Origin of the sequence: Aeromonas sp. R5-1, assembly GCF_040908265.1 — a bacterium.
Lineage (GTDB): Bacteria > Pseudomonadota > Gammaproteobacteria > Enterobacterales > Aeromonadaceae > Aeromonas > Aeromonas caviae.
Map to the genome: position 1 here is coordinate 81190 of NZ_JBFODJ010000125.1, position 26375 is coordinate 107564.

At 62.1% G+C, this 26375-nt stretch carries 27 protein-coding genes, 1 tRNA gene and 1 pseudogene; 10 read left to right on the forward strand and 19 right to left on the reverse strand.

The genetic code is table 11. The features are described 5' to 3' along the window. Positions 1-86: 86 nt before the first annotated feature. Both AB5Y64_RS17195 and AB5Y64_RS17200 read left to right on the forward strand, forming a co-directional pair. Complete coding sequence (locus AB5Y64_RS17195; protein ID WP_324046321.1) at positions 87-1388, forward strand: MFS transporter; 1302 nt, start codon at positions 87-89, stop codon at positions 1386-1388. A 156-nt stretch (positions 1389-1544) separates the two neighbouring features. Continuing rightward, on the forward strand, positions 1545-2351 hold the full coding sequence (locus AB5Y64_RS17200) for an outer membrane protein OmpK (RefSeq protein WP_010673358.1): 807 nt from the start codon (positions 1545-1547) through the stop codon (positions 2349-2351). Between the two features lie 103 nt (positions 2352-2454). On the opposite strand, the gene AB5Y64_RS17205 is transcribed toward AB5Y64_RS17200, so the two are convergent. Then, complete coding sequence (locus AB5Y64_RS17205; protein WP_010673357.1) at positions 2455-2937, reverse strand: YajQ family cyclic di-GMP-binding protein; 483 nt, start codon at positions 2935-2937, stop codon at positions 2455-2457. 358 nt (positions 2938-3295) lie between these two features. On the opposite strand from AB5Y64_RS17205, the gene AB5Y64_RS17210 reads away from it, so the two are divergent. The 3 genes from AB5Y64_RS17210 to AB5Y64_RS17220 all read left to right on the forward strand — a co-directional run bounded on the left by AB5Y64_RS17210 (position 3296) and on the right by AB5Y64_RS17220 (position 6656). Then, the gene (locus AB5Y64_RS17210) at positions 3296-4243 is read left to right on the forward strand and encodes a ketopantoate reductase family protein (protein WP_039040714.1); all 948 of its coding nucleotides are present in this window, start codon (positions 3296-3298) and stop codon (positions 4241-4243) included. Positions 4244-4270: 27 nt separating this feature from the next. Further along, positions 4271-4846, forward strand: coding sequence for a DJ-1 family glyoxalase III (locus tag AB5Y64_RS17215; protein ID WP_200164424.1), 576 nt, complete (start codon positions 4271-4273; stop codon positions 4844-4846). Between the two features lie 319 nt (positions 4847-5165). Beyond that, positions 5166-6656, forward strand: a complete 1491-nt coding sequence (locus AB5Y64_RS17220) for a SulP family inorganic anion transporter (protein ID WP_200164038.1) — start codon at positions 5166-5168, stop codon at positions 6654-6656. A 145-nt stretch (positions 6657-6801) separates the two neighbouring features. On the opposite strand, the pseudogene AB5Y64_RS17225 reads toward AB5Y64_RS17220, so the two are convergent. Continuing rightward, positions 6802-7587: pseudogene (locus tag AB5Y64_RS17225) on the reverse strand (ATP-binding protein); the annotation flags it as partial. On the opposite strand from AB5Y64_RS17225, the gene AB5Y64_RS17230 reads away from it, so the two are divergent. The 4 genes from AB5Y64_RS17230 (at position 7534) to AB5Y64_RS17245 (ending at position 10640) form a co-directional block, all read left to right on the forward strand. After that, entirely contained in the window at positions 7534-7947 is a 414-nt protein-coding gene (locus tag AB5Y64_RS17230) for a hypothetical protein (RefSeq protein WP_234035444.1), read from the forward strand. The pseudogene AB5Y64_RS17225 and the gene AB5Y64_RS17230 overlap by 54 nt on opposite strands. Positions 7948-8002: 55 nt before the next feature. Then, entirely contained in the window at positions 8003-9382 is a 1380-nt protein-coding gene (locus AB5Y64_RS17235) for a glycoside hydrolase family 1 protein (RefSeq protein ID WP_161469950.1), read from the forward strand. A 10-nt stretch (positions 9383-9392) separates the two neighbouring features. After that, a complete protein-coding gene (locus tag AB5Y64_RS17240; RefSeq protein WP_010673336.1) occupies positions 9393-9704 on the forward strand; it encodes a PTS lactose/cellobiose transporter subunit IIA in 312 nt (103 codons plus the stop codon). Positions 9705-9944: 240 nt separating this feature from the next. Further along, entirely contained in the window at positions 9945-10640 is a 696-nt protein-coding gene (locus tag AB5Y64_RS17245; RefSeq protein WP_080560416.1) for a family 16 glycosylhydrolase, read from the forward strand. Positions 10641-10734: 94 nt separating this feature from the next. On the opposite strand, the gene AB5Y64_RS17250 is transcribed toward AB5Y64_RS17245, so the two are convergent. Continuing rightward, positions 10735-10822: transfer RNA gene (locus AB5Y64_RS17250), tRNA-Ser, on the reverse strand. Positions 10823-11020: 198 nt separating this feature from the next. Between AB5Y64_RS17250 and AB5Y64_RS17255 the strand changes: the two genes are divergently transcribed. Next, positions 11021-11770 carry a DsbA family protein gene (locus tag AB5Y64_RS17255; RefSeq protein WP_103858963.1) on the forward strand — a complete coding sequence of 250 codons (750 nt, stop codon included), beginning with the start codon at positions 11021-11023 and terminating at the stop codon, positions 11768-11770. A gap of 174 nt (positions 11771-11944) precedes the next feature. Here the strand turns inward: AB5Y64_RS17255 and galE are convergent, their stop codons facing one another. The 16 genes from galE to AB5Y64_RS17335 all read right to left on the reverse strand — a co-directional run bounded on the left by galE (position 11945) and on the right by AB5Y64_RS17335 (position 26357). Beyond that, the gene (galE, locus tag AB5Y64_RS17260) at positions 11945-12970 is read right to left on the reverse strand and encodes a UDP-glucose 4-epimerase GalE (protein ID WP_039041346.1); all 1026 of its coding nucleotides are present in this window, start codon (positions 12968-12970) and stop codon (positions 11945-11947) included. 85 nt (positions 12971-13055) lie between these two features. Continuing rightward, a complete protein-coding gene (locus AB5Y64_RS17265) occupies positions 13056-14075 on the reverse strand; it encodes a hybrid-cluster NAD(P)-dependent oxidoreductase (protein WP_109421953.1) in 1020 nt (339 codons plus the stop codon). Between the two features lie 100 nt (positions 14076-14175). Next, positions 14176-15825 (reverse strand): hydroxylamine reductase, encoded by a 1650-nt coding sequence (gene hcp, locus AB5Y64_RS17270; protein ID WP_319899587.1) that lies wholly within the window; start codon positions 15823-15825, stop codon positions 14176-14178. Positions 15826-16061: 236 nt separating this feature from the next. Continuing rightward, the gene (locus AB5Y64_RS17275) at positions 16062-16529 is read right to left on the reverse strand and encodes a Dps family protein (protein WP_010673329.1); all 468 of its coding nucleotides are present in this window, start codon (positions 16527-16529) and stop codon (positions 16062-16064) included. 129 nt (positions 16530-16658) lie between these two features. Further along, a complete protein-coding gene (locus AB5Y64_RS17280) occupies positions 16659-17201 on the reverse strand; it encodes a DUF3833 domain-containing protein (RefSeq protein WP_080768134.1) in 543 nt (180 codons plus the stop codon). An 11-nt stretch (positions 17202-17212) separates the two neighbouring features. Continuing rightward, on the reverse strand, positions 17213-17755 hold the full coding sequence (locus tag AB5Y64_RS17285) for a chalcone isomerase family protein (protein ID WP_162624617.1): 543 nt from the start codon (positions 17753-17755) through the stop codon (positions 17213-17215). After that, positions 17712-17930 carry a TIGR02450 family Trp-rich protein gene (locus AB5Y64_RS17290; RefSeq protein ID WP_010673326.1) on the reverse strand — a complete coding sequence of 73 codons (219 nt, stop codon included), beginning with the start codon at positions 17928-17930 and terminating at the stop codon, positions 17712-17714. Before AB5Y64_RS17290 ends, AB5Y64_RS17285 begins: the two co-directional genes overlap by 44 nt. Beyond that, entirely contained in the window at positions 17927-18406 is a 480-nt protein-coding gene (locus tag AB5Y64_RS17295; RefSeq protein WP_368204300.1) for a DUF2878 domain-containing protein, read from the reverse strand. Before AB5Y64_RS17295 ends, AB5Y64_RS17290 begins: the two co-directional genes overlap by 4 nt. A 2-nt stretch (positions 18407-18408) precedes the next feature. Further along, positions 18409-19665 (reverse strand): cyclopropane-fatty-acyl-phospholipid synthase family protein, encoded by a 1257-nt coding sequence (locus AB5Y64_RS17300; protein ID WP_010673324.1) that lies wholly within the window; start codon positions 19663-19665, stop codon positions 18409-18411. Positions 19666-19771: 106 nt separating this feature from the next. Then, positions 19772-20551 carry a DUF1365 domain-containing protein gene (locus AB5Y64_RS17305; RefSeq protein ID WP_103244406.1) on the reverse strand — a complete coding sequence of 260 codons (780 nt, stop codon included), beginning with the start codon at positions 20549-20551 and terminating at the stop codon, positions 19772-19774. Continuing rightward, positions 20548-21807 carry an NAD(P)/FAD-dependent oxidoreductase gene (locus tag AB5Y64_RS17310; RefSeq protein WP_109421948.1) on the reverse strand — a complete coding sequence of 420 codons (1260 nt, stop codon included), beginning with the start codon at positions 21805-21807 and terminating at the stop codon, positions 20548-20550. Before AB5Y64_RS17310 ends, AB5Y64_RS17305 begins: the two co-directional genes overlap by 4 nt. Then, positions 21804-22538 (reverse strand): SDR family NAD(P)-dependent oxidoreductase, encoded by a 735-nt coding sequence (locus tag AB5Y64_RS17315; RefSeq protein ID WP_010673321.1) that lies wholly within the window; start codon positions 22536-22538, stop codon positions 21804-21806. Before AB5Y64_RS17315 ends, AB5Y64_RS17310 begins: the two co-directional genes overlap by 4 nt. Continuing rightward, positions 22535-22963 carry a nuclear transport factor 2 family protein gene (locus AB5Y64_RS17320; protein ID WP_171865467.1) on the reverse strand — a complete coding sequence of 143 codons (429 nt, stop codon included), beginning with the start codon at positions 22961-22963 and terminating at the stop codon, positions 22535-22537. The genes AB5Y64_RS17315 and AB5Y64_RS17320 overlap by 4 nt, the downstream gene beginning before the upstream one ends. 1 nt (position 22964) lies before the next feature. Beyond that, positions 22965-24389, reverse strand: coding sequence for a deoxyribodipyrimidine photo-lyase (gene phrB / locus AB5Y64_RS17325; protein ID WP_264787452.1), 1425 nt, complete (start codon positions 24387-24389; stop codon positions 22965-22967). Continuing rightward, complete coding sequence (locus tag AB5Y64_RS17330) at positions 24386-25273, reverse strand: MerR family transcriptional regulator (RefSeq protein ID WP_111896709.1); 888 nt, start codon at positions 25271-25273, stop codon at positions 24386-24388. The genes phrB and AB5Y64_RS17330 overlap by 4 nt, the downstream gene beginning before the upstream one ends. Before the next feature lie 139 nt (positions 25274-25412). After that, positions 25413-26357: a DUF523 and DUF1722 domain-containing protein gene (locus tag AB5Y64_RS17335; protein WP_010673317.1), complete on the reverse strand. Its 945-nt coding sequence runs from the start codon at positions 26355-26357 to the stop codon at positions 25413-25415. Positions 26358-26375: the final 18 nt, after the last annotated feature.

A 26375-nucleotide genomic window follows, 5' to 3' on the forward strand; every position in this document is an offset into this window, starting at 1 on the left:
CGCCCAGTCACACACCGGGCCGCGCCACCCGCTGGCGAGATGCCCTCGCCGTCTATCTGGAAGCGCGGGTACTCATCCTGTTCGCCATGGGATTCTCCTCCGGCCTGCCCTTGCTGCTGGTCTTTGGCACCCTCTCGTTCTGGCTGCGCGAGGCGGATGTCAGCCTGACCGACATCGGTTACATGAGCTGGGTTGCACTGGCCTACGGTTTCAAGTGGCTGTGGTCGCCCCTGGTGGATCGGCTGCCCCTGCCCCTGCTGTCACGGCTGCTTGGGCGACGACGCAGTTGGATGCTGTTCTCCCAGGTGCTGATCGCCCTCTCCCTGGTGGGGATGGCCTATTGCGATCCCAAGACCCAGCTCGCCCAGCTGGCCCTCTTCGCTCTGCTGGTGGCCCTCTCCTCTGCCACCCAGGACATCGTCATCGACGCCTATCGCATCGAATCCGCTCCCGAGCGGCTGCAGGCGGCCATGGCCGCTTCTTATATGACGGGGTATCGACTCGCCATGATCATGGCGGGAGCGGGGGCGCTGGCGCTGGCGGCCTGGCTCGGCAGCAACAGCGGCTATGACTATCGCGGCTGGCAGCTCACCTATCTGCTGATGGGAGGGCTGATGTCTCTTGGCATCCTCACCACCCTGATGAGCCACGAGCCGCAGATCGATCTCAAGAGTCAGGACGAGCAGCAGATGGCGCGCAAGGCCACCCTGCTGGCACGGGGTTGGTCCCCCACGCTGGCCGGGCTGGGGGCCTGGACCTACGAGGCCATCTGGTGTCCCTTCGCCGACTTCTTCCGCCGCTACGGCTCCTCGGCCCTGCTGATCCTCGGGCTTATCGCCTGCTATCGCATCTCGGACGTGGTGATGGGGGTGATGTCCAACAGCTTCTATGTGGATCTGCAGTTCAGCAAGACGGAAGTGGCCACCATCACCAAGGTCTATGGCGTCATCATGACGCTGGTGGGAGCCGCGCTCGGGGGCGTGCTGGTGATGCGCTTTGGCACCCTGCGCATCCTGTTCCTCGGCGCCGTGCTGACCGCCAGCACCAACCTGCTGTTCGCTCTCCTCAACGAAGTGGGCCACAACCTGGAGCTGCTGACTCTGATCATCTCGCTGGACAACCTCAGCGCCGGCATAGCGACGGCTGCGTTTGTAACCTATCTATCGAGCCTCACCAACGTCGCCTTCTCCGCCACCCAGTACGCCCTGTTCAGCTCCATCATGCTGTTGCTGCCCAAGTTGCTGGCGGGGTTTTCCGGTCGGGTAGTGGAGCAGATCGGCTACAGCCACTTCTTCATCGGCACCAGTCTGCTCGGTATTCCGGTGATGATCCTGATCATCATGGTTGCCAAACGAGGTAGCACCTTGTCACCACAAACGCACAAATAGCAAGCGTTTGCGCATTTTAGGGGGTGATTAGATTCACAAATCCTGACAAAGTTCCCTGGTACTTGTTTATCCGCTGAATTTATTTGGCTAGAATCCCTTCCGCTCCTTGTGGGCAGGCTACGGAAAACCTCAACTAACGCACAAGAGACCAATAAAATGGCCAAATTTACCAAGACTCTGATCGCTGCCGGTCTGCTGGCTGCCTCCGCCACTCCGGCACTGGCTGCCGATTACAGCGGCGACATCCACAAGAACGACTACAAGTGGTTCCAGTTCAACGTGATGCACACCATCGATCAGCTGCCCTACGCTGAGTCCGAAGGTGGTTACAACGATACCTACTTCGAAATGGAGTTTGGTGGCCGTTCCGGTATCTTCGATCTGTACGGTTACGTCGACGTATTCGACATCTTCCAGAACCGTCACGACGACAAGCACAACCAGGACAACCTGTTCATCAAATTTGCACCGCGCATCTCCATCGATGCCATGACCGGCAAAGATCTCTCCTTCGGCCCGGTGCAGGAAGTCTACATCGCCAACCTGATCAACGTCGGTGGTCCGGATGGTCTGTTTGAAGCCATGACCGGTCTGGGTGCAGACGTCATGGTGCCCTGGTTCGGCAAAATGGGCATGAACCTGTATGCCCGTCACGTCAATGAAGGCGGTGGCGAGCAGGGCTGGAACGGCTATCAGTTCTCCATGAACTGGTTCAAGCCTTTCTACACCTTCTCCAACGGCAGCTTCGTAGCCTATCAGGGTTACCTGGATCACCTGTTTGATGCCAAGGACACTTCCACCGACGGTACCGCCATGTTCAACGGCCTGTACTGGCACTCCGACCGCTACGCCGTCGGTTACGGTCTGAAGTACTTCAACGACATCTACGGCATCCAGAACGGTTCCTACGGTCTGAAGACCACTGGTTTCGGCCACTACTTCTCCGTGACCTACAAGTTCTAATCGAACTCGTCACACGGACACAAAAAAACCGGAGCAGCTGCTCCGGTTTTTTTATGCCCTCATGCTGGCAGTGGGGGGAGAGTCGCGCCCTCCCCGTTCGCCATCAATCGCGGAAGTTCTGGAACTGCATCGGCTGGCCCAGTTCGGCGCCACGCACCAGCGCCATGGTCTCTTGCAGATCGTCGCGCTTCTTGCCGGTGACCCGCACCTCGTCGCCCTGGATGGCGGCCTGCACCTTGATCTTGGAATCCTTGATGAGCTTCACCAGCTTCTTGGCCACTTCCTTGTCGATCCCCTGCTTGAACTTCACGGTCAGGTGGAAACGCTTGCCGGAGTGGACGCTGTCACCCACGTCCATGGAACTGTTCTCGATCTGGCGCTTGAGCAGGGCGCCGCGCAGGATCTCGACCATCTGCTTGAGCTGGAAATCGGCGTCGGCTTCCAGCTTTACTTCTTCCTTGTTCAATTCGAAGCTGGCTTCCACACCACGAAAATCGAAACGGGTCGCCAGTTCACGGTTGGCGTTATCAACGGCGTTCAACACCTCGTTCATTTTGACTTCAGAGACAATATCGAATGACGGCATAGCCGGGCTCCTCATGCTGTACTTCAGGTTGTGCTGACAGGTGGGCAAATCTACCAGAAAACGGGCAAATTTGCTGATTTCGATGGGATTGCTCTGCTAGAATCCCCTGCGCACAGGAATGGTGAGACCCGTTAGAACCCGTCCAGAAGCGGTCGCGAGAGGTCCGACACTCGGTGAAGTGCAGCCCAGGAACCCGTATGGTTATGCATACATGAGACTCCCTGGCTGCGCATGAACCTTGAGCACGACCCGGCAACCAGCTCATGCACCGGTTCCAGGTATTCACCAAGCGACATCTTCCCTTATCCCGGGTTGGCGGTTGACAGGATGGCAGCCCTTCCCATGATCGAGCCTCTTCATGCCAAGCGGATTACGCGACAACAACCTGAAAACACGCCGTCACCCTGTCTCTCCCGAGTGGACCTTGCTGGGCTGCGGCGCCCTGGGCGGCGTCTTCGCCTCCCTGTTAACCCAAAGCGGCCAAGCAACCCGCCTCCTGCTGCGCGAGCGCCATCGCGCCACCTTGCACCCCGGCGTCGACTTTACCTCCCTTGAGGGGCATACCCAGCTCCTGGCCATCGAACGCGCCTTCATCGACAAGCCGGGCAGCATCAAACGCCTGCTGGTCATGACCAAGGCGGGGCAGGTGATATCGGCCCTCACTCCTCTGGTCGGGCAACTGGCGGCAGGAGTGCCCATCGTGCTGCTGCACAACGGCATGGGGATCGCCGATCAGGTGGTCGCACTCTTCCCCGACAATCCGGTGATCGCCGGTGTCACCAGCCATGGCGCCATGCAGAGCGGCCACTTCGTGTTCCGCCACACCGGCAAGGGGGAGACCTGGCTGGGCCCAATCAACGAAGCGGCCCGTGCCCATGCCCACCTCGCCGACGAGCTGGCCAGCGCCCTGGGTCAGGCCGGTTGGGATGAGCAGATCCTGACACGCCAGTGGCAGAAACTCGCCGTCAACTGCGCCATCAATCCCCTCACCGCGCTCTACAAGCTCAAGAACGGCGAATTGGCCGGTCCGCGTTTTGCCGATGCCCTGCAGCAAATCTGCGTGGAAGTGGCTGACGTCATGCGGGCCGAAGGTCAGCCTACCGGCAGCGAAGAGCTGCTGCGCCGCGTCATGATGGTGGTGGAGCTCACCGCCGACAATTACTCTTCCATGTATCAGGACATGGAACAGGGCCGCGAGACCGAGATAGAGGCCATCACCGGCTTCCTGCTGGGCAAGGCCGCCCTTCACGGTATCGCGGTACCGGTCAATCAGGGCCTCTATCAGGCCGTCAAAGAGAAGCGCTGAGCAGAGCTGGCAAGCAAGGAGTGCAGGATGAGCGTACTGGTACTGGTGGCCCCCGGGTCGGAAGAGATAGAGACGGTTGCCATCGTCGATACCCTGGTTCGGGGTGGCATCGATGTGGTGCTGGCCTCCTGCTGCCCCACTGGAGCGCGCCAGATCCGCGCCTCTCGCGGGGTGCAACTGGTGGCGGATTGCCATCTCGACGAGCTGACTACCCGTGACTTCGATGCCATGGTCGTACCGGGCGGTCTGCCCGGCAGCGAAGTGATCCGCGACACCCCCCTCGCCATCGACCTGCTACGGGAGCAGGCAGGCCTCGGCCGCTGGCGCGCCGCCATCTGTGCCGCACCCGCCGTGGTACTGCACCATCACGGCTTGCTGGGAGATGCGAGCATCACCTGCCACCCGGGCTTTCAGGCCCGTCTGCCAGAGACACAATTGAGCACGGAGCGGGTCGTGACCGATGAAGCCCATCGCCTGATCACCAGCCAGGGCCCGGGTACCGCCATCGAGTTCGCTCTCGAGATAGTACGGGTACTGCGAGGTGACGAGGCCGCCCGTACGGTGGCCGGTCCCATGGTGTTGCCCCCCTCGCTATCGCCATAACCACATCGGGCACTCCGATGAAAGCGACAGAGCCCCCTTGTTTGGTCTATGTTGGCTGCTCTTGTGCTAGATAAAACAATCCGGGCTTCCCCGGCCTGGCACCGGCTGTTAACATGCGCCCCTTATGCCTGTTATGTGCTCTGGGGTGGCCGTCACGCCGCCCTGACCCTGCCCTGTGCGGCCTCTGCCGCCTGACTCCGGTTATGCCGACCGGCCGGTTTACCCGACCATCAACAGCCAATCCAACCCTGTGATCCCCGCCATTCCCCCTGATTTGCGGGCCTGTGGCCATGGATCCTCAACGAGCGAGAAAATCCCCATGCTGGAACGTGCAAGACAAGAGTGGTTCTCCAACATACGGGGCGATCTGCTGTCGGGCATCGTCGTCGCCCTGGCGCTGATCCCGGAGGCCATCGCCTTCTCCATCATTGCGGGCGTCGACCCCAAGGTCGGCCTCTATGCCTCCTTCTGCATCGCCGTGGTCATCGCCTTCGTCGGCGGTCGTCCCGGCATGATTTCCGCCGCCACCGGCGCCATGGCGCTCCTGATGGTGACCCTGGTCAAGGAACATGGCCTGCAGTATCTGCTGGCGGCCACCCTGCTCACCGGCCTCTTCCAGATAGCGGCGGGCTACCTCAGGCTCGGCAGCCTGATGCGGTTCGTCTCCCGCTCCGTGGTGACCGGCTTCGTCAACGCCCTGGCCATCCTTATCTTCATGGCCCAGCTGCCCGAGCTCACCAACGTCACCTGGCAGGTCTACGCCATGACCGCAGCCGGGCTTGGCATCATCTATCTGTTCCCGCTCGTTCCCGTGGTGGGCAAACTGCTCCCCTCCCCCCTGCTGTGCATCGTCATCCTGACGGCGGTGGCCATCACCCTGGGCATCGACATCCGTACCGTGGGCGACATGGGCGAGCTGCCCGATACCCTGCCGGTCTTCCTCTGGCCCGACGTCCCCCTCAATCTGGAGACCCTGGCCATCATCTTCCCCTATTCAGCGGGGCTGGCGGTGGTGGGACTGCTCGAGTCCATGATGACGGCAGCCATCGTCGACGAGATGACCGACACCCCAAGCGATCGCAACCGCGAGTGCAAGGGTCAGGGGATCGCCAACATCGGCGCCGGTCTGCTGGGAGGCATGGCGGGGTGCGCCATGATTGGCCAGTCCGTCATCAACATCAAATCCGGTGGCCGCGGCCGCCTCTCCACCTTCGTGGCGGGGACCCTGCTCATCCTGATGGTGGTCTTCATGGATGAGTGGATCCGTCAGATCCCCATGGCAGCCCTGGTGGCCGTGATGATCATGGTTTCCATCGGCACGTTTTCCTGGGAGTCGGTACGCAACCTGAAGAGCCACCCCCTCTCCACCAACCTGGTGATGGTAACCACCGTCGCCGTGGTGGTCGCGACCCACAACCTGGCACTCGGGGTATTCGTGGGGGTGCTGCTCGCCTCCCTCTTCTTCGCCCACAAGGTTGCCCGCGTCATGCTGGTCAAGAGCGACAGCGAGCGCAGCGGCGCCGTGCGTACCTATCTGGTGCGGGGCCAGGTCTTCTTTGCCAGCGCCGAGCAGTTCCTGGCCGGTTTCGATTTCAGGGAGGAAGTGGAGAAGGTGGTCATCGACCTGACGCACGCCCACTTCTGGGACATCACCGCCATCACGGCCCTCGACAAGGTGGTCATCAAGTTCCGCCGTGAGGGGAAAGAGGTGGCGGTCATCGGCCTGAACGACGCCAGTGCCACCCTGGTCGATCGCTTTGCCATCCACGACAAACACCAGGAGGGAGAGCCCCTGCTGGCCGAGCATTGATCCCGGCGCGCCCCAAGAGGGCGCTGCCTGCAAGCCATAAAAAAAGCCCGTTTCTCCCCATGAGCTGGGCTTTTTTTGGGCTGTTGGATCACAGTCAACACACGCGCCTCGGCTTGCCATCCTCAACCGATGCGGCAATGCGGGGTCATGGCCTGCCGTCAGGGTGCAAGAGGGGCCAGGAAAGCAGGAACAGGGTGCCGCCCCGCCCGCCGGGTTGGCAGACCGCACTGCCGCCGTGGGCCTCGGCAATCGCCTTGACCACGGCCAGCCCGAGCCCGCTGCCGCCACTCTTGCGCGAGCGTGACGGATCCCCCCGGCGAAACGCCTGGAAGATATGGGCGGCGACCTCCTCGCTGATGCCGGGCCCTTCGTCTTCCACGCTCAGGATGCACTGGGTGCCCGAACGATGCAGACGCACGGTCAGCATGCCCGGCACCGCGTGCTTCTGGGCATTTTCCAGCAGCGCCATCAGGGCCTGACGGATGCGAAGTGCATCGCAACAGACCCAGAGCTCGGCATCGAGCTCCCGCTTGAGGGTGAAACCGCTCGCGGCCAGAGGGGTGGCAAACGCCTCAAGCACCACGGCAAGCTCGTCGGCCAGCCTGATCGCCTCTCGTTGCAACTCCAGGTGGCCGCTGTCGTTGAGACTGAGTACCCGCAAGTCTTCGATCAGGTGGGTCAATCCCTCCACCTGACGCAGCAAGCCTTCAAAGAGCGCACGCTCTGGCGGAAATACCCCTTCGGCCAGCCCCTGCAAGCGGCCACGCAAGATGGTCACCGGGGTGCGCAATTCGTGGGCGATGGCGGCATTCCAGAACTCCCGCTCACGGGTCATGCTTTGCAATCGCTCGGCCATGGTATTGAAGTCCCGCACCAGTTGCGCCGTCTCCCCGATCGCCTGTTCATCCAGCAGCACACGGGCGTCGAGCCGATCCTGTTTGGTGCTCCCATCATCATGAACCCGGTCTTCTTCCTGCCCTTCATCCTGGTGCCGATGATCAACGCCATCCTGGCCTGGTCCGCGGTGGATCTGGGTCTGGTTGAGAAGGTCGTGATGCTGACCGCATGGACCACGCCGGCCCCCATCGGCGCCTCCTGGGCGACCAACCGGGCCTTCAGTCCGGTCATCATGTGCTTCATCTGCATGGGGATCTCCGCCCTGATGTATTACCCCTTCGTGCGGGCTTACGAACGCACCCTGCTCAAGCAGGAAGCCGAGACGGCTGAAGCGGAAGAAGCCGCCAGATCAGAAAAAGCAGACACAATCACACCAATTCAGAGTCAGGCGTAAGCGCCAGGCGTAAGCGCCACGCCGCCTGCACGCCGGTCATCAAGAGGAAACTGCAATGCAATATACATTCCCCGAAGGCTTCTGGTGGGGTAGCGCCTCGTCGGCCGCACAATCGGAAGGAGCTGCCAATGTGGGCGGCAAGGCACCGACCATCTGGGATCACTGGTTCGAGACGGAGCCACACCGTTTCCATGGTCAGGTTGGCCCGGCCAACACCTCCACCTTCTACGATCGTTATCGTGAAGACATCGCATTGATGGAACAGATTGGCCACAACAGCTTCCGCACATCCATCTCCTGGGCCCGGTTGCTGCCGGATGGCCACACCGTCAACCAGGAGGCCGTAGACTTCTACAACAAGGTTATCGATGAGCTGCTGGCCAAGGGGATCAAACCCTTCATCGGCCTGTTCCACTTCGACATGCCGATGTACTGGCAGGAGCAGGGAGGCTGGGAGAGCCGCGAAACCGTGGCGGCTTATGCCGAGTACGCAGCGCTCTGCTTCAAACTGTTCGGTGATCGCGTCGCCTGCTGGATGACCTTCAATGAACCCGTTGTGGTAGTGGAAGGAGGGTATCTGTATGACTTCCATTACCCGAACCAGATGGACTTCAAACGGGCAGCCCAGGTGGCCTATCACATGATGCTGGCCCACAGTCTGGCGGTGAAGCGTTATCGCACACTCTCCCTGCCCGGCCAGATCGGCATCGTCCTGAACCTGACCCCCTCCTATCCGCGCTCTTCAAACCCGGCAGACTTGAAGGCCTCGTTCATTGCCGACCTGTTCTTCAACCGCGCCTTCCTCGATCCTGCGGTGAAGGGGGTTTATCCCCAGGAGCTGATCGATATCCTGCGCGAGCACGATCAGATGCCCGTGGTGCAAAGCGGCGACTGCCAACTGCTGGCCGCCGGCAAGATCGATCTGCTCGGCATCAACTACTACCAGCCGCGGCGAGTGAAGGCACGCATGACGGCCATCAACCCGGACTCCCCTTTCCTGCCTGACTGGTTCTTCGAGAATTACGAGATGCCAGGCCGCATAATGAACCCTTATCGCGGCTGGGAAATATATGAGCGCGGTATTTATGACATATTGATCAACCTGCGCGACAACTATGGAAATATCCCAAGCTATATCTCCGAAAATGGTATGGGTGTCGAAGGGGAGCACAGATTCATTGGTGAAGATGGTCAGGTAAAAGACGATTATCGTATCGACTTCATTCGCGGCCACCTCCAGTGGATTCATACCGCCATTGCCGAAGGAAGTCATTGCCGTGGTTATCACCTGTGGACCTTTATTGACAACTGGTCCTGGATGAATGCCTACAAGAACCGTTATGGATTCATCAGCCTTGATTTGGAAAGCCAGCAGCGCACCGTCAAGAAAAGTGGTGAATGGTTCGCCAACGTCTCTCGTAATAATGGATTTTAAGGAGTCATAAATGATGGATCTTGAAGAAGCAGTCATGGGCATCATCGTCAATGCCGGCCAATCTCGCAGTCTCTGTTTCGAAGCCCTGCGTCAGGCTCGTGCTGGCCAGTTCAGCGAAGCGGATGCCTTGCTGCTCCAGGCCACCGACGCGGGGAAGGCTGCCCATGCCGTACAAACCAAACTGATTGAAGCCGATGAGGGCGAAGGCAAGACCAAGATGACACTGGTCATGGTACATGCCCAGGATCACCTGATGACCTCCATTCTGTGCCGCGAACTGGCCACCGAACTGGTCGAGATCTATCGCCGCCAAGCCAGCTGATTTTAACTCATCGGATCGGGAGTCCGTGCTTTTGCCACCGTTATATACGGTGGCTTTTTTTATTCTGGTTATACCAGCCAGCCGTCATGTCTTTCATACCTTTTTCAGGCAATTTCAAAAGTATGAAACTGTCATGACGCGATACCAGTATAAGTTTCAATATCTGTTTATGGCTATTCTGATGCTGCTTGTAGTCATCAATAAAACACTCATTAATAAACACACAGGAATGTGGATAATATGCGTAAACTTGGACTGATGTCAGTATTGCTGATGGCGGGAGGATTATATTCCACTCAGGCATCGGCATGGTGGTGGAGCAATCAGGATTGGCAGGTCTCTGATGGTTGGCGCAATGGCGGGTCAGAATTCGACTGCACCTGGCGCGCCGCCAACGTCTGGATGGAGTCCGGCACGGCCATCCTCCATGCGAAATCCGACAAAGGGAACAAGAGCTGTGCTGAGCTGCGAACCTACAACTACACCCGCAAGGGTCGTTATGAGGTGCAGATGCAGGCAGGATCGGTGCCCGGCACCATCAGCTCCTTCTTTACCTATACCGGAGATGCAGGCACCAGCTCTCACTATGAAGTCGACATCGAGCTGATGGGGGGCACCAACCTGCTCCATACCAACGTCTGGATCCAGGGGCGTCAGTATCCCCAGGACATCGACCTGGGCAAGTACGGTATCTCCATCTGGAACATGGAGCGCTACGCCTTCAACATCGACGAGGCGGGAGTCACCTGGCAGGTCTTCAGCCGTACCCAGAACAAATGGGTGAGCGTGCGCCGCGAGAGCCGCCCCGTCACCAGCTGGATGCAGACGTTTGTGAATAACTGGATCAGCGCCAACCCGAGCTTCCCGCCCAGCTCCTACAACGGCCAGCCCGTCTACGCCAAATACAAGTACGCCAATGTGACGCCCTGGGAGTGATCGCGATGGTCAACTAAATCCGGGCACACGGTGGCATACCCAAAACCGAAGACACAAAAAAGCCCAACTGAATAAATCAGTTGGGCTATATAGATGGCGGAGGAGGTGGGATTTGAACCCACGGATGGTCGCCCATCGCCGGTTTTCAAGACCGGTGCATTCAGCCGCTCTGCCACCCCTCCGCAGCAGTGCGACGCATATTACCCATGCCCCCAGCCCTTGTAAATCCCCACTCCGTTTGTTTGCCCATTTATTGGGCTATCTGGCGCACAAAACCGGCAAAACCGCTACAAACCGTGCTTTTTCAAGCGTATGGCTTGACTTGAAAACAGACTCACCCACTATAGGGGCCACTACCACATCCCCAGCAAGATGGACTTATGAGAATCAAACATGCCCTGTTCGCCGCCCTGACCGGCGCGACCCTGCTTGCGGCGCCCGTGCAGGCGAGCGAGCTGACCAAGAGCGATGTCGAGCAGATCGTGCGCGACTATCTGGTCAAGAATCCGGAGATCCTGGTCGAGATGTCCAACGCCCTGCGTGCCAAGCAGGAGAGCCAGCAGGCCGAGAACGACAAGACGCTGATAGAAGCCCATGCCAAGCAGCTCTTCGCCAACCAGGATCCCGAGAGCGGCAATCCCAAGGGCAGCCTGACGGTGGTGGAGTTCTTCGACTACAACTGCGGCTACTGCAAGCGCGCTCATCCTCTCATTCAGCAACTGCTCTCTGAGGACAAGGAGATCCGCTACATCTACAAGCAGTTCCCCATCCTGAGCGAAACCTCCTACTACGCCGCCCGCGCGGCGCTGGCGGTGAAGCTCGGCCAGCCCGACAAATACCAGACCTTCCACGACAAGCTGTACGCCCATCAGGGGCCCCTCTCCGACGAAGCCCAGGTGAAAGACATCGCCAGAGCCGCCGGCGTGGACTGGAGCAAGGTCGAGGCGAAGATCAAGGACGGCAGCATCGATCAGAATCTGGGTACCAACCGGGCGCTGGCCGAAGCCATGGCTATTTCCGGCACCCCGGCCTTCATCATCGGCGATCAGATCCTGCGCGGCGCACCGCGGGATCTGGCCAGCCTCAAGGCCATCATCAAGGATGTCCGCGCCGGCAAGAGCATTCAGTAACCCACGCGTTGTTCATGAAAAAACGCCCCGGCATGCCGGGGCGTTTTGCTATTCAGGCTGCAAACCATCAGGCCTGATGGGTCGTCGCGAGAAGCTGTCAGCAAGGCGAAGAGCAGTGCAGAGACCCGAGTCTATATGAATAAATGAGGTTCCCGAGCAGCCCATGACCAGTGATCACGGCTTCGCAGCAGGGCCATAACCGTTCGGGTTCTGGCTTTGCCAGCGCCAAGTATCGATCATCATCTGCTCCAGACCCCGCTCAGCCTGCCAGCCCAGCTCGTCACGGGCCAGAGCCGGTTCAGCCCAGCACTCGGCGATGTCACCGGGACGACGGGGCTTGATCTGGTAGGGAATGGCACGGCCACTGGCTGCCTCGAACGCCTTGACCATCTCCAGCACGGAATAGCCCTGACCGGTGCCGAGGTTATAGGTGAAGACGCCGGTATCACTCTTGATGCGGGCCAACGCTTTGAGGTGACCGATGGCGAGATCCACCACGTGGATATAGTCTCGCACCCCGGTGCCGTCCGGGGTCGGATAGTCGTTGCCAAAGACCCCCAGCTCCTTGAGCTTGCCCACGCCGACCTGACTGATGTAAGGCAGCAGGTTGTTGGGGATGCCGTTGGGATCTTCACCGATGAGGCCGCTCTCGTGAGCCCCCACCGGGTTGAAGTAGCGCAGCAGCACGATGGCCCAGCGGGGATCGGATTTGGAGAGGTCACGCAGGATCTCTTCGACCATCAGCTTGGAGCGGCCATAGGGGTTGGTGGCGCTGGTGGGAAAATCTTCCCGCAGGGGTACCGAGGCCGGATCCCCATAGACGGTGGCCGAGGAGCTGAACACCAGCCGAAACACGCCGGCCCTGGCCATCTCTTCGCACAGCACCAGGGTGCCGGTCACGTTGTTCTGATAGTAGGTGAGCGGGATCTGGCCGGATTCCCCCACCGCCTTGAGGCCGGCGAAGTGGATCACGGATGCTATCCTGTGCTCGGCAAACAGCCGCTGCAGGCAGGCTCTGTCCAGAATATCCCCTTCCACGAAGGTGACCGGCTTGCCGGTGATCCGCTCGACCCGCTTGAGCGATTCGGGGGAAGCGTTGGAGAGGTTGTCCAGTACTACGACCTGCTGCCCGGTACCAAGCAGCTCGACCAGGGTGTGGGAACCGATGTAACCGGCTCCCCCCGTCACCAGAATTGTCATTTTTTATCCCGTACTTTGCTGAAACTGGGGTTGAGTCTACCCGCACGACCCGCCCGGGAAAAGCTCGGGATACCAATGACGCCCGTCAGTACTCCAGGCTCACATCCCCTCTGGCGGTGCAGGAACAGGCCAGCGCCACCCCGTTCTCGAGGTCCTGCGCGCTCAGGGTCATCACGCTCTGGCGCTCGATTTCGCCTTCCGTGGTGCAGCGACAGGCGCCGCACACCCCGGCGCGGCAAGCGGCCATCATGGTCTCCCCCGCCCCCTCCAGTGCCGCCAGCAGGGTCTGGCCAGGCAGTATCTTCACTTTCTTGCCGCTCTTTTTGAGGGTCAGCCAGAAGTGGTCGCTATCGGCCGCAACTGGCGCCGCACTCGATGTTCCAGCAGGCAGGCCGAACGACTCCTGGTGCAACTGCTCGGGGGGCAGCCCGAGCCCGGCCAGCATCTCGCTCACCACCGCCATATAGGGGGCTGGCCCGCACAGATAGACATGGCGGCTCAAGAGATCCGGCGCCAATTCCTTGAGCATCCCCGGTGTGAGCCGGCCAACCCAGGGATGAGCCGTTGGCGCCTCTTCCCCAACTTTCTCCAGCACTAAAGCATGGCGCACACCGGCATGAGCCTCGGCCAGTGAAGCCAGTTCCCTTGCGAAGATCACATCCCCGGGGGTTCTGGCGCTGTGAATAAAGCGGATATCGGCGTCCGGTCGCTTGGCGAGCTCGTCCCGCAGCATGGCCCACATGGGGGTGATGCCGGAGCCGGCGCTGAGCAGCAGCGGCCGCTCGCAGGGGAGCGCGGTCAGGTGGAAATCGCCGAAGGGGCCGTCTACCCGGATCTCGTCCCCCACTTGCAGGCTCTGGTGCAGATGGTGAGAGACCAGCCCCACATCCTTGATGGTGACCTGCCAGAAAGGATCCTGCGGGCTGGAGGAGAGGGTGTAGGCGCGGCAGTGGGGCTGGCCGTCAATCATCGTGTGCAGGGTGACGCACTGGCCAGCCAGCACGGAGGGCAGGTCGCCAGCCAGGGGTTCAAATTGCCAGCTCGCCACGTCGTGGGTCTCTGCCCGGCGGGCTATACAGCGCAGGCTCAAAGAGGTGGAGGTCATCGCAAGGCTCCTCTTGCTCGGAAATAGCGTTGAAAAAAGGCGAGCCATCAGGCTCGCCAAAGGCTTACAACATGCTGAGCGTGTAAGGCTGTATCTTTGCTCAGGCCGCCAGGATCTCGGCGAGATCCGCGTCTGCCGTGGTGGTTCCTTTCAGGCCGAACTGCTCCTCCAGCACCTTGAGCAGGGCCGGGGTGAGGAAGGCCGGGGCGGTCGGGCCGGTGCGGATGTCCTTCACACCGAGCGCCAGCAGGGTGAGCAAAATGACGATGGCTTTTTGCTCGAACCAGGAGAGCACCAGGGTCAGGGGCAGATCGTTGACGCCGCACTCGAACGCGTCGGCGAGCGCCAGGGCCAGCTGGATGGCGGAGTAGGCATCATTGCACTGACCCACGTCCAGCAGGCGCGGAATACCGCCGATGTCGCCGAAATCGAGCTTGTTGAACTTGTACTTGCCGCAGCCCAGGGTCAGCAGCAGGCTGTCCTGCGGGATCGCCTTGGCAAACTCGGTGTAGTAGGCGCGCTCGGCACGGTCACCGTCACATCCCCCCACCAGGAAGAAGTGGCTGATTTCGCCAGCCTTGACCTTGTCGATCACTGCGGGAGCGGCCTGCATCAGGGCGTTGCGGGCAAAACCGATGGTGATGAAGTGCTCGAGCTCAACGTGCTTGAAGCCTTCCAGCGCTTGTGCCTTGGCGATAACGGCAGAGAAATCTTCCCCTTCCAGATGAGTCACGCCCGGCCAGCCGACGATGGAGCGAGTGAAGATGCGATCGCTGTAGTTGCCCACGTTCGGGTCGATGATGCAGTTGGAGGTCATCACCACGGCACCCGGGAAGTTGGCAAACTCCTTCTGCTGGTTCTGCCAGGCGGAGCCATAGTTACCCACCAGGTGCGGGTACTGCTTGAAGAAGGGGTAGGCCAGGGCCGGCAGCATCTCGCCGTGGGTGTAGACCTTGATGCCAGTGCCCCTGGTCTGCTCCAGGATGAGCTTGAGATCCACCATGTCGTGACCGGAGACCAGGATGCACTTGCCCGGAACCGGAGTGACGCGAACCTGGGTCGGCTCGGGGTGGCCGAAGGCGGTGGTTTCACCGAGATCCAGCATCTCCATGATCTTGAAGTTGAGCAGGCCAATCTCCATGGCGCACTTGAACAGCGGATCCAGATCGCAGGGATCCGTACCGAGCCAGCTCATGATGCGATGGAATTCGGCGGCTACCCCGGCATCCTGCTGATCCAGCACCCGGGCGTGCTCCATGTAGGCGGCGGCACCCTTGAGGCCGTAGAGGCAGAGCAGGCGCAGCCCCATGATGTCTTCGTTGACCTCGTTCTTGCCCCGGTTGACCGCGGTCTGCGGCGCCTGGGCAAGCTGGGCCAGCAGATCGGCACCCGGCTCGAAGCTGGCCGCGGCGGGCAGTGTGTCGGCCTGCACCGCCAGCGGTGCCAGCTTGGCGGCCAGTTGCTGGCGATAGGCCAGCGCCTGGTTGACGTAGGCGACGATGCGAGCGGAGTCGAAGTTGACGTTGGTGAGGGTGGCAAAGAACGCCTTGGGCACGAAAGCGTCTATTTCGCTGTCGACGATGCCGTGCTCGCGGGCCGCCAGGGCCCAGGCGCTGAGCCCTTGCAGGGTATAGATCAGCACATCTTGCAGGTCGGAAGTTTCCGCCGTCTTGCCGCACATGCCTTGTGCATAGGCGCAGCCATTGCCTGCCGGGGTACGAATAGTCTGTTCACATTGCACACAAAACATCATGTCTCTCCTAATTGGACATTTCAGTTATCTGTTTTGTGGCGATTCTATTCCCCTCCTGGAAAACTTAATAGGCATTCAATTTACCAATTAACATTTCATTGATGCAGATCAAATAGAAAAAAGCCGCCCAAATCGGGCGGCAAGCGGGTGGGAAATCAAGGAGAGACAACTCGGGTGTGCAACAACAGGGGCAATGATACGGGCCGGAGCATGGGCAGCCGGCCCCAGGTTCATCAGGCCAGATAGGCGCGCAGCATCCAGACCAGTTTTTCCTGCTGCTGCACATAGTCGGAGAGGATGGATGCAGTCCCTTCATCACCGGCATCGGCGGCCTGACCCAGGATGCGGCGCTGGGCAACCAGCAGTTCGCGGAAGCTCGCCAGCAGGGATTCCACGCAGGCACGACCGTCATGCAGCCCCTTCTGCTCGGGGATGGCGGACACCTGGATGTAGTCGCTGAAGCTGTGCAGGGGCACGCCATCCAGGGTCAGGATGCGCTCGGCCAGGGCATCGACTTTCAGCAGCAGGTCGTTGTAGATCTCTTCGAATTTCAGGTGCAGCTCGAAGAACTGGTTGCCGCGGATGTTCCAGTGGAAGCCACGGACGTTCATGTAGAGGATCTGGTAGCTGGCCAGCAGCTTGTTGAGCTCGGCGGCCAGAGCTTGTGATTGAACGGTATCAAGACCAATGGGGCTCTTCATGATTCACCTCCAGGTGGTAAGCATTATCGGGAACGGAGTCAGCTTATCCAGAAGCAGACTCAAAGGACAATCGTCTGTGCCTTGCCGATCCATAGCCAATGGCTATCGTCGGCAAAAATGCAACGGCTTTCATTGCTCAAGCCGTTCGATATAGAGGATCACCTCGCCGAGGTGAATGCCGAACTTGCTGATCTTCGCGCGGTTGATCAGGCGATCGTCGTCCAGCAGATACATCCAGTCATCAAAGCTCACCCTCACCACGCTCTCATCCGGCAGTGCCAGATCGAGTTGATAACGCCAGTTGAGGGCAAAGCCCTCTGTCTTGCCTACCGCCTCCCCCACCACGTCTGAAGCCGTGCCGCGCCAGTGGCCATCCGCCCCCTTGCTCAAAAACCAGGTGCGGGTCTGCCGACGGCCATCATCGAAGTAAAACTGCTCGAACAGCTCCCCCTTGCCCTCTCGCCAGTGCCCCTGCATCTCGACCCGAAAGCGACTGGTCACTTCGCCGCTGCGGTCCGTCACCAGGCCGTGGGCCACCAGCTTGCCATTGAAGAAACGGGCGAGATCCCAGCCCGGCCGGGAGCCGCGATAATCGTCAAGACCCGCGCCGCAACCAGAGAGCCACAGCAGGGGCAGCAACCAGGCAAGACGCCACCAGGAAGAGAACTTCATGGAATACTCCATCAGGATTGGCCGCGCAGACGGCGGGTCAGAGCGGGATCCCGGCTGTCGTCAGTCAGCCAGATAGCAAGAAACGCGGGGGCGAAGGCGGGATCATCAAGAGAGCCAAGGAGGCGATCTCGCAACCAGAAGTGGCCCGTGCCTTGCTCGTCCACATAAAAAACCAGCTTGTCGCCGGGGGCGACATCCGGCCAGAGCGTGGCCAGTCGAGCCAGCCAGCGTTGGCGCTCACTCTCGCTACCAAGGCCGAGCCGCTGCCACTCGGCGGCGGTCGCCTCCAGCAGATCCTGGCGCTCGATGGCCCTCGCGTAGGTAATGCTGAGGGCCTGCGGGTAGCGCCCCGGCTGATAGCGACCGCTCTCGCTGTAGAGGGTGGCGTCATAGATCTTGAACCAGAGCCAGCGCATCTCCCCCTGTCCCACGGTTCGCAGCCCCTGCCAGGGGGCGGCAACACTCTGGGCGGTCGCAAGCAGTGGCAGGCTCAAGGCCGCCAGCAGCAGGCTAGTTCCACCCCATGTGCCAACGGGCGGGATCCTCCAGTTCATGCCAGTCCATCTCCTGTTCCTGCAGGGTGTTGATATCCTGCATCACCACGCTCGCCAGATGCCCCTGGGCATCGCGCTGGCAGGCCACCACCAGGTAGAAACGCTCGGCCAGCTCGCACTGGCCATCCCTGGTCCACTTGGAAAACAACAAGGTGTCGGTCGAAAAGGTGTTCATCTCGTCTCACCCTCCAGCTTGACCGTTACCCACAGGAGTACGGGTAACCACCACATCCAGATCACCGCCAGCAGCACTGCGCTTGTCCAGATGCCCCAGGGTAAGTTTACTGCCCCCATGGCGGCCCCCGCCATATAGGAGGAGGCGCCCCCCACCATGCCGAACAGCCCCTGTTGCCAGCGCGGCAAGAGGCGAAGCCAGCGAAGGCCGTGGGAGAGGGTCAGGGCGAAACCGCACCAAAGCAGCAACAGCCAGAGCGGAAAACCGGACGGAAAGTGAAACAGGCCGAGGCGCCAGAGCAGGATGTCGAGCAGGCAGCCTGCCAGGGCGATCGGGATGAGGCGCCAGTCCTGCCCACGGCGGGGGGAGAAGATGAAATGGAGCAGCAGCATCCCGAGCAGCGGGCCCGGTTGCTGCCATGTCACCGCCAGCAACCAGTAGAGATTGAATCCCAGCAGGTGGGCCCACTGCCACATGATCAGCGACCGCTTGCCGGCAAGTCCCCGGACCAGCCATGGGGCCCCGGCTTGGCAGCCTCCAGTTGCACCAGGCTGATGGCCCGCTCCCAGAATCCCCCTTCACAGTAGGCGAAATAGAAGTGCCAGAGCCGGATGAAATCCTGGCTGTAACCGAGCTTGGGCAGCTCCGGGGCCAGCGCCAGGAAGCGTTCGCACCAGTGGGCCAGGGTACGGGCATAGTGGTGGCCGTGATCGTGCAGCCGTACCAGCTGCATGTCGGTCTCCCGCGCCAGCAGACCCGCCATCTGGGAGACGCAGGGCAGGCAGCCTCCCGGGAAGATGTAGCGCTGGATGAAGTCCACCCCGCGCAGATACTGGGCGTGACGCTGATCGGCGATGGTGATGGCCTGGATCAGCAGGCGTCCGCCGGGCTTGAGCAGGCGCGACAACTGGCGGAAATAGTCTGGCAGGAAGGCGTGCCCCACCGCCTCGATCATCTCGATGGAGACCAGCTTGTCATAGCGTCCCTCCAGCTTGCGGTAATCCTCCAGCAGCAAGGTGATGCGATCCCCCAGCCCCTCCCGCTCGATCCACGCCTTGGCATAGTCGTGCTGGGCCCGGGAGATGGTAGTGGTGGTGACCCGGCAGCCGTAGTGACGGGCCGCATAGACGGCGAGACCGCCCCAGCCGGTGCCTATCTCCAGCAGGTGGTCATCCGGCCCAAGCTCAAGCCGCTCACAGATGGTGCGCAGCTTGGCCTGCTGCCCCTCCTCCAGGGTGGCATCCGGGTGGGGATAGATGGCGCTCGAATACTGCATGTGATCGTCGAGAAAGCCCTGATAGAGGGTGTTGCCAAGGTCATAGTGGGCGGCGATGTTGGCGCGCGAACCGGTCAGGGTATTGCGATTGAACCAGTGGCGCACCTTGTTGAACGGGAAGCTGAGCCAGCCGAGGCGCCGTTCCAGGGCGTCGAGCAGCGGCAGATTGCGGGCTAGCAAGCGCACCAGTGCCACCGGCTCCGGGCTGGTCCAGAGACCCTCCACCCAGGTCTCTCCTGCGGCGATGCTCCCTCCCAGCAGCAGGCGGCGATAAAACGCCGGATCCTGCACCACCAGCTCGGCATGCAGGTCGCTGCCCGCCTTGCCGAAACGGTGGCACTCGCTGCCGTCGTGGAGCACCAGCTGGCCCTGCTCAAGGCGCGCCAGCAATTTGAGCAGCAGTTGCTTGGCCCCCTTGTCGATGAAAGAGGCAGAGAGGGTTGATTGAGCAAGTTCCATTAGCAGCTCTCCGAATGGGTCAAGAGTGGGGTCGTTCGGTTGGGATGAACCCGCACCATGAGCTGCTGACAACACCAGGAAGCGGAGTTAAACGGGTGTGTCAGCGTCACGGGCGGCTCTCCGGATGGGTGAAGATGGGGGTGCGTTTGATAAAAAGGCGCAGGGCCTGCCAGTAGATCCCGAGCAGCACCTTCAGGGTCATCCAGGGCCAGCGAGCCAGCAGCGCCGCCAGCCCCTTGCGCGACAGCGGCGCGCGGCGCAGGGCCAGGGTGGCGTCAAACAGCTTGCTCTCACCGGATACGGGGTGGCTCTCGATATGGATCAGCGCCTCCTCTTTCGGCGCCCGGATGCGCCAGTGGTAGCGCATCCCCAGCCCCATGAAGGGGGAGACATGAAAATCCTTGTCATGGGGGGAGAGCGCCGCCAGATCCAGCAGGTAGTAGTGACGCTCGTTCCAGGGGGTATTGGAGACCTCAGCCAGCAGGTAGCGGGTCTCCCCCGCCCGATCGCAGAAATAGAAATTAACCGGGCTGAAATAAAACCCGAGGCAGCGCACGTTGCCAAGGAGCAGCACCCGCCCGCCGGGCTCCGCATCCCCCCCAAGGGCCGCCACCTTGTCCCAGACCGCCTGCTTGAGGGGCCCTTCGCTGCCCCGCAGATAGTCCTCGCGGCGAAACGAGAGCAGTCCGGCCCGCTCCACGGCAAACCAGCGCCCCTGCTCAAGCCCGGGCAGTTCGTCCAGATCCAGCCCCAGCATGAAGAGGCTGTATGAAAAAGCGTGGGCCCTGGGGGCGAAGCGGCGGTGGCGCACCGAGCCTTGCCAGATGGCGCTGATCCCCTCCCCCATTCCCTCGTCCCCTTGCGTCAAGGCTGCGGCGCCGCTCATAGCTCGGCCCCGAAGCGTCTGGCCACGTCCAGGGCGCTGCGCACCCCGTCCTCGTGAAAACCGTTGTACCAGTAAGCCCCGCAGAAGTGGGTATGCTGATGGCCACAGATCTCGCCCCGTCGCTGCTGGGCGGCGATGGAGCCCTGATTGAATACCGGATGATGATAGACGAAACGGCGCAACACCTTGCTCTCGTCCACCCGTCCACGGGGATTGAGGCTGACGCAGAAGGGCGCGGGGGAGCTCACCCCCTGCAGGATGTTCATGTTGTAGCTCACCAGGGGGCGCGCCCCGTCATCCTCACCGAGCTGGTAGTTCCAGCTCGCCCACGCCTTGCGGCGCATCGGCAGGCAGGAGGCGTCGGTGTGCAGCCAGACGTCGTTGGCCTGATAGGGCATGTTCCCGAGGATGGCCCTCTCTCCATCGCTCGCATCTGCCAGCAGGGCCAGGGCCTGATCGCTGTGGCAGGCGAAGATCACCTCGTCAAAATGGGCCTCCTGCCCCTGGCTGGTGACCACGACGCCATCCGCCACCCGGCGCACCGCCTCCACCGGGGTAGCGAGGCGGATGCGCGACTGCCAGCCCGCCGTGAGCGGCCCTATGTACTCTCGCGAGCCACCCGGGATCACATACCACTGGGGCCGGTTCGCCACCTCCAGCAGCCCGTGGTTGGCGAAAAACCGCAGGAAGAAGCTCAAGGGGAAGGCACGCATGTCCGCCAGGGTGGAGGACCAGATGGCCGCTCCCATGGGCAGGATGTAGTGGCGGGCGAAATAGTCGCTGAATTTCCCCGCCAGCAGGAAGTCCCCCAGGGTCAGCTCGGGGGTCAGCTCCCGCTGGCGATGCGCGGCCAGCCAGGCCCGCGCCTCCCGGTTGAAGCGCAGGATCTCGGCGACGAAGCGATAGAAGCGCGGGCTCAGCAGATTGCGGCGCCGGGCGAACAGGGTATCGAGGTTGTGGCCGTTGTACTCCATCCCCTCGGGACTCTTGACCGAGAAGCTCATCTCGGCGGGTTGGCGCCCCACCCCGATGCGCTCCAGCAATTTGAGGAAGTTGGGATAGGTGCGGTCATTGAAGACGATGAAGCCGGTGTCGATGGCATAGTGGCGCCCAGCCTGTTCCACCTCCACGGTGGCGGTGTGGCCTCCCAGGGTCGGCGCCGCCTCGAACAGGGTGATGTCATGCAGCTTGTGGAGCAGAAAACCGGCGGTGAGACCGGAGATACCGGAGCCGACGATGGCGATCTTTTTCTTCATGAAGGGCGTCCTTTCGAAACGAGTGTGCGGCCAAGGCGCAGCCAGAGCCCTGTCGGCAGGGCGCCGAGCAGGCGCAGCAGCCAGATGAAGCGACGGGGAAAGTGGATCTGGTGGCGACCGGCGGCAAGCCCCGTCATGATGGCGCGGGAAGCCTCTTCCACCGTCACCAGGCAGGGCATGGGAAAATCATTCTTGTCGGTGAGCGGCGTCTGCACGAAGCCCGGGCGGATCAGGGTCACCCCGATGCCCTTGCTGGCCAGATCCAGGCGCAACGTATCCGCCAGATAATCGAGGGCCGCCTTGGAGGCGCCATAGGCCTCCGCCCGTGGCAGGGGCAGCCAGCTCACCGAGGAGCTGACGATGGCAAGCCGTCCACCCGCCCCCAGCCGCGGCAGCAAGGCAGCCAGGGCGTTGCCGGTGGCAATGAGGTTGGTCTCGATGACCCGGGCAAACAGGGCGCCGTCAAAGCCTTCTGCCGGATCCATGTATTCACAGTTGCCCGCATTGAGAATGAGCAGGTCGAGGGCGGGCAGGCTTGCGGCCACCCCGGCCATGGCGGCGCTGTCGCGCGCATCGAATCGCAAAGGGGTGATCCCCAGGTCGGCCAGTGCCTGCAAGCGCACCTCGTCCCGGCCACAACCCCACACCTGCCAGCCGGCGCGCCGATAATCCAGCGCCAGCTGGCGGCCGATGCCCGAGGTGGCCCCGGTGATCAGCACCCGGCCACTCATGTCCCCAGCCTCCCCTTGATGGCCCGTACCACGGGCCCCAGCAGTGGCAACTGCTCGTAGAGCATGGCCCCGAGATCGAAGTAGTCCCGGTGCAGGCACACCTTGCCCCAGGAGTCGAACGTCAGCCGGGTGGCCCCCTCGACCCTGACGGCCCGACCACCGGCAATCCTGGGGTGGGAGAAGGTCATGACCCAAGCGAGCCAGGCTTCGTTGCCCGACTGCTGCTGACTCGTTATCTCGAAACTGCACTGGGCAAGGCGCTCATAAAGGGAGGAAAAGTAGCGGGTGAGCGCGGCTAGCCCCTCTATCCGGTGCGCAGGATCGATGAAGAGCACCTCATCGGCATAGATCTCCGGCAAGCGGTGCAACTGATGCTTGTCCAGTTGCAGGTAGAGGATGACAAAGCGGGCCAGCGCGTCATTCATGCTAGTTTTTCTCCAATTCGCGGAACATCTCGATGGCCCTCACCCGTGCAACGGCATGATCCACCATGGGGGCCGGATAATCCTGCCGCCCCTTGAGCCGCAACCAGTCGTGGGGCTCGTGGAGATAGGCAGCAGGCACATCCGCCAGCTCAGTGACCCAGGTACGAATGAACTCCCCTTGTGGATCAAATCGTTGCCCCTGGGTAGTGGGGTTGAAGACCCGGAAATAGGGCGCCGCATCGGCCCCTGTCCCCGCCGCCCACTGCCAGCCGCCATTGTTGGCCGCCAGATCCCCGTCGATGAGCCGGCTCATGAAGTAGTCCTCCCCGAGCCGCCAGTGGATGTGGAGATCCTTGGTGAGGAAGCTCGCCACTATCATCCGCAGCCGGTTGTGCATCCAGCCGGTGGCGTTGAGGCAACGCATGGCCGCATCGACCACGGGGTAGCCGGTGCGCCCCTCGCACCAGGCGGCGAAGGCATCCGGATCCCAGCTCCACGGCAGGGCCGCCGTCTCCGGCTTGAAGGGGCGGTTCATGGAGAGGCTCGGGATCAGCACCAGCAAGTGGCGGTAGAACTCGCGCCAGATGAGCTCATTGAGCCAGACGAAACCGGGTTGGGCCTTCGACTGGGGCCGGTAGCCGAGACGCTGCTGCAGCGCCCCCACGCACTGGCGGGCACTGATGATGCCCGCCGCCAGATAGGGGGAGAGCACGGAGGTGCCCGCCAGCGCCGGAAAGTCCCGGGTCTCGCCGTAATCGAGCACCGCCTGATCCAGAAAAGCGTGCAACCGGCGGCTCGCCTCGGCCTCCCCCACCGGCCAGCGGGTGTCCGCCGTCAGATCCCCCAGCCCGTCGTCCACCCACTCCCGCTCGGCCAGGGGCAGCCACGGCAACGGCTCGCCGCGTGGTGCGGGGGCACGGTGAATGACGAAGCCATCCTCCTCGAGAGCCTTGAGCCAGGCGCGGCTGAAGGGGGTGAAGACCTTGAACATCTCCCCCGACCCGGTCAGCACCCGACCGGGCGGCAGCACGCAGCAGCCGTTGAACCAGTGGCTGGTCATGCCCTGCTCCCCCAGCGCGGCGCTGACGGCGTGGTCGCGGCGCAGCTCGTCAATCTCGATGGCCTGGTTGGCGTAGAGCTGGCTCACCCCGAGATCCCGGCAGAGCGCCGTCAGCGCCGTCGGCACCTCGGCAAAGGTCTCGACCCGCAGCAAATGAAGCGGAATGCCGAGGGCCGCCAGCTCGCGGCCCATGGCATCCACCTGTGCCAGCATGAAGCGCTGACGGACCGGGGCCAGCTTGTGCGTCTGCCACTGGGTCGGCGAGACGATGAAGAGTGCGGCGACCGGTTCATCTCCGGCGCAGGCGTGGCGCAGGGCCGGGTTGTCGGCCAGACGCAGATCGTTGCGAAACCAGACCAGCCTCATGACGGTGTTCTCCCGCCCTTGCCCTTCGCCTTGGCAGTGCGGGGCGTCGCACTGACCTCTGCCAGGGTGGCGTGCCAGTTGCGGGCACGCCGCCACGGCTCATCGTAGAGGCGTCCCAGCTCGCCAAAGAAGCGGGTGCCCTCAGGCCATTCGGCGGCCTGGTCCTGCTTGCCGAGCCCGGCCCCCAGCAGGATCAGCCAGGGGGGAGTGGCGCGCCCCTCCAGCAGGGTGGCATGGCGGGGCTCCACCGCCCCCAGCAGTTGCACCTCATAACCCTGACCAATGAGCTCATACGCAGCCCAGACCAGATCCAGCGGCCCCACCTGCCCCCAGCTTGCCAGGGTGACGGGCACGCCTTTCTCCTGCTCGATGAGGTGGCGGGCGAAGCGGGTATGCAGCCAGCCGAGCCACACCTGTTGCAGCAACTCGCCATCGGGGCGCTCGCGCCACAGCCCCAGCAGCCGCTCCACCAGGGGCTGCAGCACCCGGCTGCGCACCAGCTCGAAGGGGTAGCTCGCCAGCAGATCGCCAAGCTCGGCCTCCGCCTTGCGCTGGTTGAAAGCGAGCAGCGCCTGGCTGAACTGCTCCAGGGTCTGCTGCCAGTGATCGCTCACCGGCGCACTCTGGGGCTCGCTCAACAGCCCCTTCACCTGACCTATGCTCACCCCCCGCTCCAGCCAGCTCAGGATCTCGCCTATCTGGCGGATATCCTGCTCGCTGTAGAGACGATGGCCCTTCTCGGTTCGGGCCGGTTGCACCAGCCCGTAGCGGCGCTGCCAGGCGCGCAGGGTGACGGCGTTGACGCCGGTGAGGCGGGAGACCTCGCGAATGGGGTAGACGCCCTCGTCGGGGAGAGGTGCGGCTGCTTGTGATTCATCAGACATGAGAGAGTCCATCAGACGTTGGGAAGAGGCCCCGGTCATCCACCAGGGCCTGCACAGAGGGTTCAGAGCCCGTAGCGCAGCTTGAGCGTGTCGGGATGAAGGTCGAGGTAGGCCTGCTCGGCCAAATCCAGCCACACCTTCACAGCCCGTAACGCAATTTCAGCGTGTCGGGATGGGGATTGAGGTACACCTGCTCGGCGAGATAGGGGTTCGGGTACTCGCGCAGGTAGTGGCGGATCAGGGTAAGGGGCACCAGCAACGGGAAGACTCCGGTGCGGTACTTGTCGATGGTGTCGCACAGCTCCTGCTTCTGGGCCGGGGTCAGCACCCGCTTGAAGTAGCCCTGCAGGTGCATCAGCACATTGGTGTGGCTGCGGCGGTTGGCGCGAAGAGTCAGCGCCGCCATCAACCCCTGGATGTAGCTGTCGGCCACCTCCTGCAGGTTGGCCTTGCCAAGGTTGGCGAGCAGGCGCCCCAGCGCCCGGTAGTGGGTGGTGGCGTGGGAGAGCACCAGGTACTTGTAGCGTGAATGGAAGCGGATCAGGGCTGAGGCGGTGATCCCCCGGGCGCAAAGCTGCTGCCAGTCGTGGTAGGCGAAGACCCGCAGCACGAAGTTCTCCCGCAGGATGGGGTCGCACAGGCGGCCATCTTCCTCCACCGGCAGCAGGGGGTTGGCCTCCATCAGCGCCTTGGCGAAGAGGCCGACCCCCTCCTTGGCGCTCCCCTCGTTGTTGGCGCCATAGATGCGCACCCGCTCCATGCCGCAGCTGGGGGACTTGGCGCAGAGGATGTAGCCGGAGAGGAAGTCGAGCTGGCGTGCCTTCTGCTCGCTGAAGGCAATCAGCTTGTCGGTGACGTCGAAGCTGCCGTTGCTTGCCTCGGCCCGCACCTCGCCCTGGCGCTTCACCAGCCGGATGGCGGCGCGGGGAGCCCCCAGGCCAATGGCCATCTCGGGGCAGACGGGGTGATAGTCGAAATGGGCGCCCAGATCCCGTTCGCAGAAACTGGATCGTTTGTGGCCCCCGTCGAAGCGCACTTCCTGGCCGAGCAGACAGGCACTGATACCGACCTTGATCTTGTACATGATGAAGCCCCTTGTATA

What these genes read in the sequence shown, in the direction of transcription:
- AB5Y64_RS17195 (WP_324046321.1), top strand. Translation starts at nt 87, where the DNA reads ATGGGATTCTCCTCCGGCCTGCCCTTGCTGCTGGTCTTTGGCACCCTC.
- AB5Y64_RS17200 (WP_010673358.1), top strand. Translation starts at nt 1,545, where the DNA reads ATGGCCAAATTTACCAAGACTCTGATCGCTGCCGGTCTGCTGGCTGCC.
- AB5Y64_RS17205 (WP_010673357.1), bottom strand. Translation starts at nt 2,937, where the DNA reads ATGCCGTCATTCGATATTGTCTCTGAAGTCAAAATGAACGAGGTGTTG.
- AB5Y64_RS17210 (WP_039040714.1), top strand. Translation starts at nt 3,296, where the DNA reads ATGCCAAGCGGATTACGCGACAACAACCTGAAAACACGCCGTCACCCT.
- AB5Y64_RS17215 (WP_200164424.1), top strand. Translation starts at nt 4,271, where the DNA reads ATGAGCGTACTGGTACTGGTGGCCCCCGGGTCGGAAGAGATAGAGACG.
- AB5Y64_RS17220 (WP_200164038.1), top strand. Translation starts at nt 5,166, where the DNA reads ATGCTGGAACGTGCAAGACAAGAGTGGTTCTCCAACATACGGGGCGAT.
- AB5Y64_RS17235 (WP_161469950.1), top strand. Translation starts at nt 8,003, where the DNA reads ATGCAATATACATTCCCCGAAGGCTTCTGGTGGGGTAGCGCCTCGTCG.
- AB5Y64_RS17240 (WP_010673336.1), top strand. Translation starts at nt 9,393, where the DNA reads ATGATGGATCTTGAAGAAGCAGTCATGGGCATCATCGTCAATGCCGGC.
- AB5Y64_RS17245 (WP_080560416.1), top strand. Translation starts at nt 9,945, where the DNA reads ATGCGTAAACTTGGACTGATGTCAGTATTGCTGATGGCGGGAGGATTA.
- AB5Y64_RS17255 (WP_103858963.1), top strand. Translation starts at nt 11,021, where the DNA reads ATGAGAATCAAACATGCCCTGTTCGCCGCCCTGACCGGCGCGACCCTG.
- galE (WP_039041346.1), bottom strand. Translation starts at nt 12,970, where the DNA reads ATGACAATTCTGGTGACGGGGGGAGCCGGTTACATCGGTTCCCACACC.
- AB5Y64_RS17265 (WP_109421953.1), bottom strand. Translation starts at nt 14,075, where the DNA reads ATGACCTCCACCTCTTTGAGCCTGCGCTGTATAGCCCGCCGGGCAGAG.
- hcp (WP_319899587.1), bottom strand. Translation starts at nt 15,825, where the DNA reads ATGTTTTGTGTGCAATGTGAACAGACTATTCGTACCCCGGCAGGCAAT.
- AB5Y64_RS17275 (WP_010673329.1), bottom strand. Translation starts at nt 16,529, where the DNA reads ATGAAGAGCCCCATTGGTCTTGATACCGTTCAATCACAAGCTCTGGCC.
- AB5Y64_RS17280 (WP_080768134.1), bottom strand. Translation starts at nt 17,201, where the DNA reads ATGAAGTTCTCTTCCTGGTGGCGTCTTGCCTGGTTGCTGCCCCTGCTG.
- AB5Y64_RS17285 (WP_162624617.1), bottom strand. Translation starts at nt 17,755, where the DNA reads ATGAACTGGAGGATCCCGCCCGTTGGCACATGGGGTGGAACTAGCCTG.
- AB5Y64_RS17290 (WP_010673326.1), bottom strand. Translation starts at nt 17,930, where the DNA reads ATGAACACCTTTTCGACCGACACCTTGTTGTTTTCCAAGTGGACCAGG.
- AB5Y64_RS17295 (WP_368204300.1), bottom strand. Translation starts at nt 18,406, where the DNA reads ATGTGGCAGTGGGCCCACCTGCTGGGATTCAATCTCTACTGGTTGCTG.
- AB5Y64_RS17300 (WP_010673324.1), bottom strand. Translation starts at nt 19,665, where the DNA reads ATGGAACTTGCTCAATCAACCCTCTCTGCCTCTTTCATCGACAAGGGG.
- AB5Y64_RS17305 (WP_103244406.1), bottom strand. Translation starts at nt 20,551, where the DNA reads ATGAGCGGCGCCGCAGCCTTGACGCAAGGGGACGAGGGAATGGGGGAG.
- AB5Y64_RS17310 (WP_109421948.1), bottom strand. Translation starts at nt 21,807, where the DNA reads ATGAAGAAAAAGATCGCCATCGTCGGCTCCGGTATCTCCGGTCTCACC.
- AB5Y64_RS17315 (WP_010673321.1), bottom strand. Translation starts at nt 22,538, where the DNA reads ATGAGTGGCCGGGTGCTGATCACCGGGGCCACCTCGGGCATCGGCCGC.
- AB5Y64_RS17320 (WP_171865467.1), bottom strand. Translation starts at nt 22,963, where the DNA reads ATGAATGACGCGCTGGCCCGCTTTGTCATCCTCTACCTGCAACTGGAC.
- phrB (WP_264787452.1), bottom strand. Translation starts at nt 24,389, where the DNA reads ATGAGGCTGGTCTGGTTTCGCAACGATCTGCGTCTGGCCGACAACCCG.
- AB5Y64_RS17330 (WP_111896709.1), bottom strand. Translation starts at nt 25,273, where the DNA reads ATGTCTGATGAATCACAAGCAGCCGCACCTCTCCCCGACGAGGGCGTC.
- AB5Y64_RS17335 (WP_010673317.1), bottom strand. Translation starts at nt 26,357, where the DNA reads ATGTACAAGATCAAGGTCGGTATCAGTGCCTGTCTGCTCGGCCAGGAA.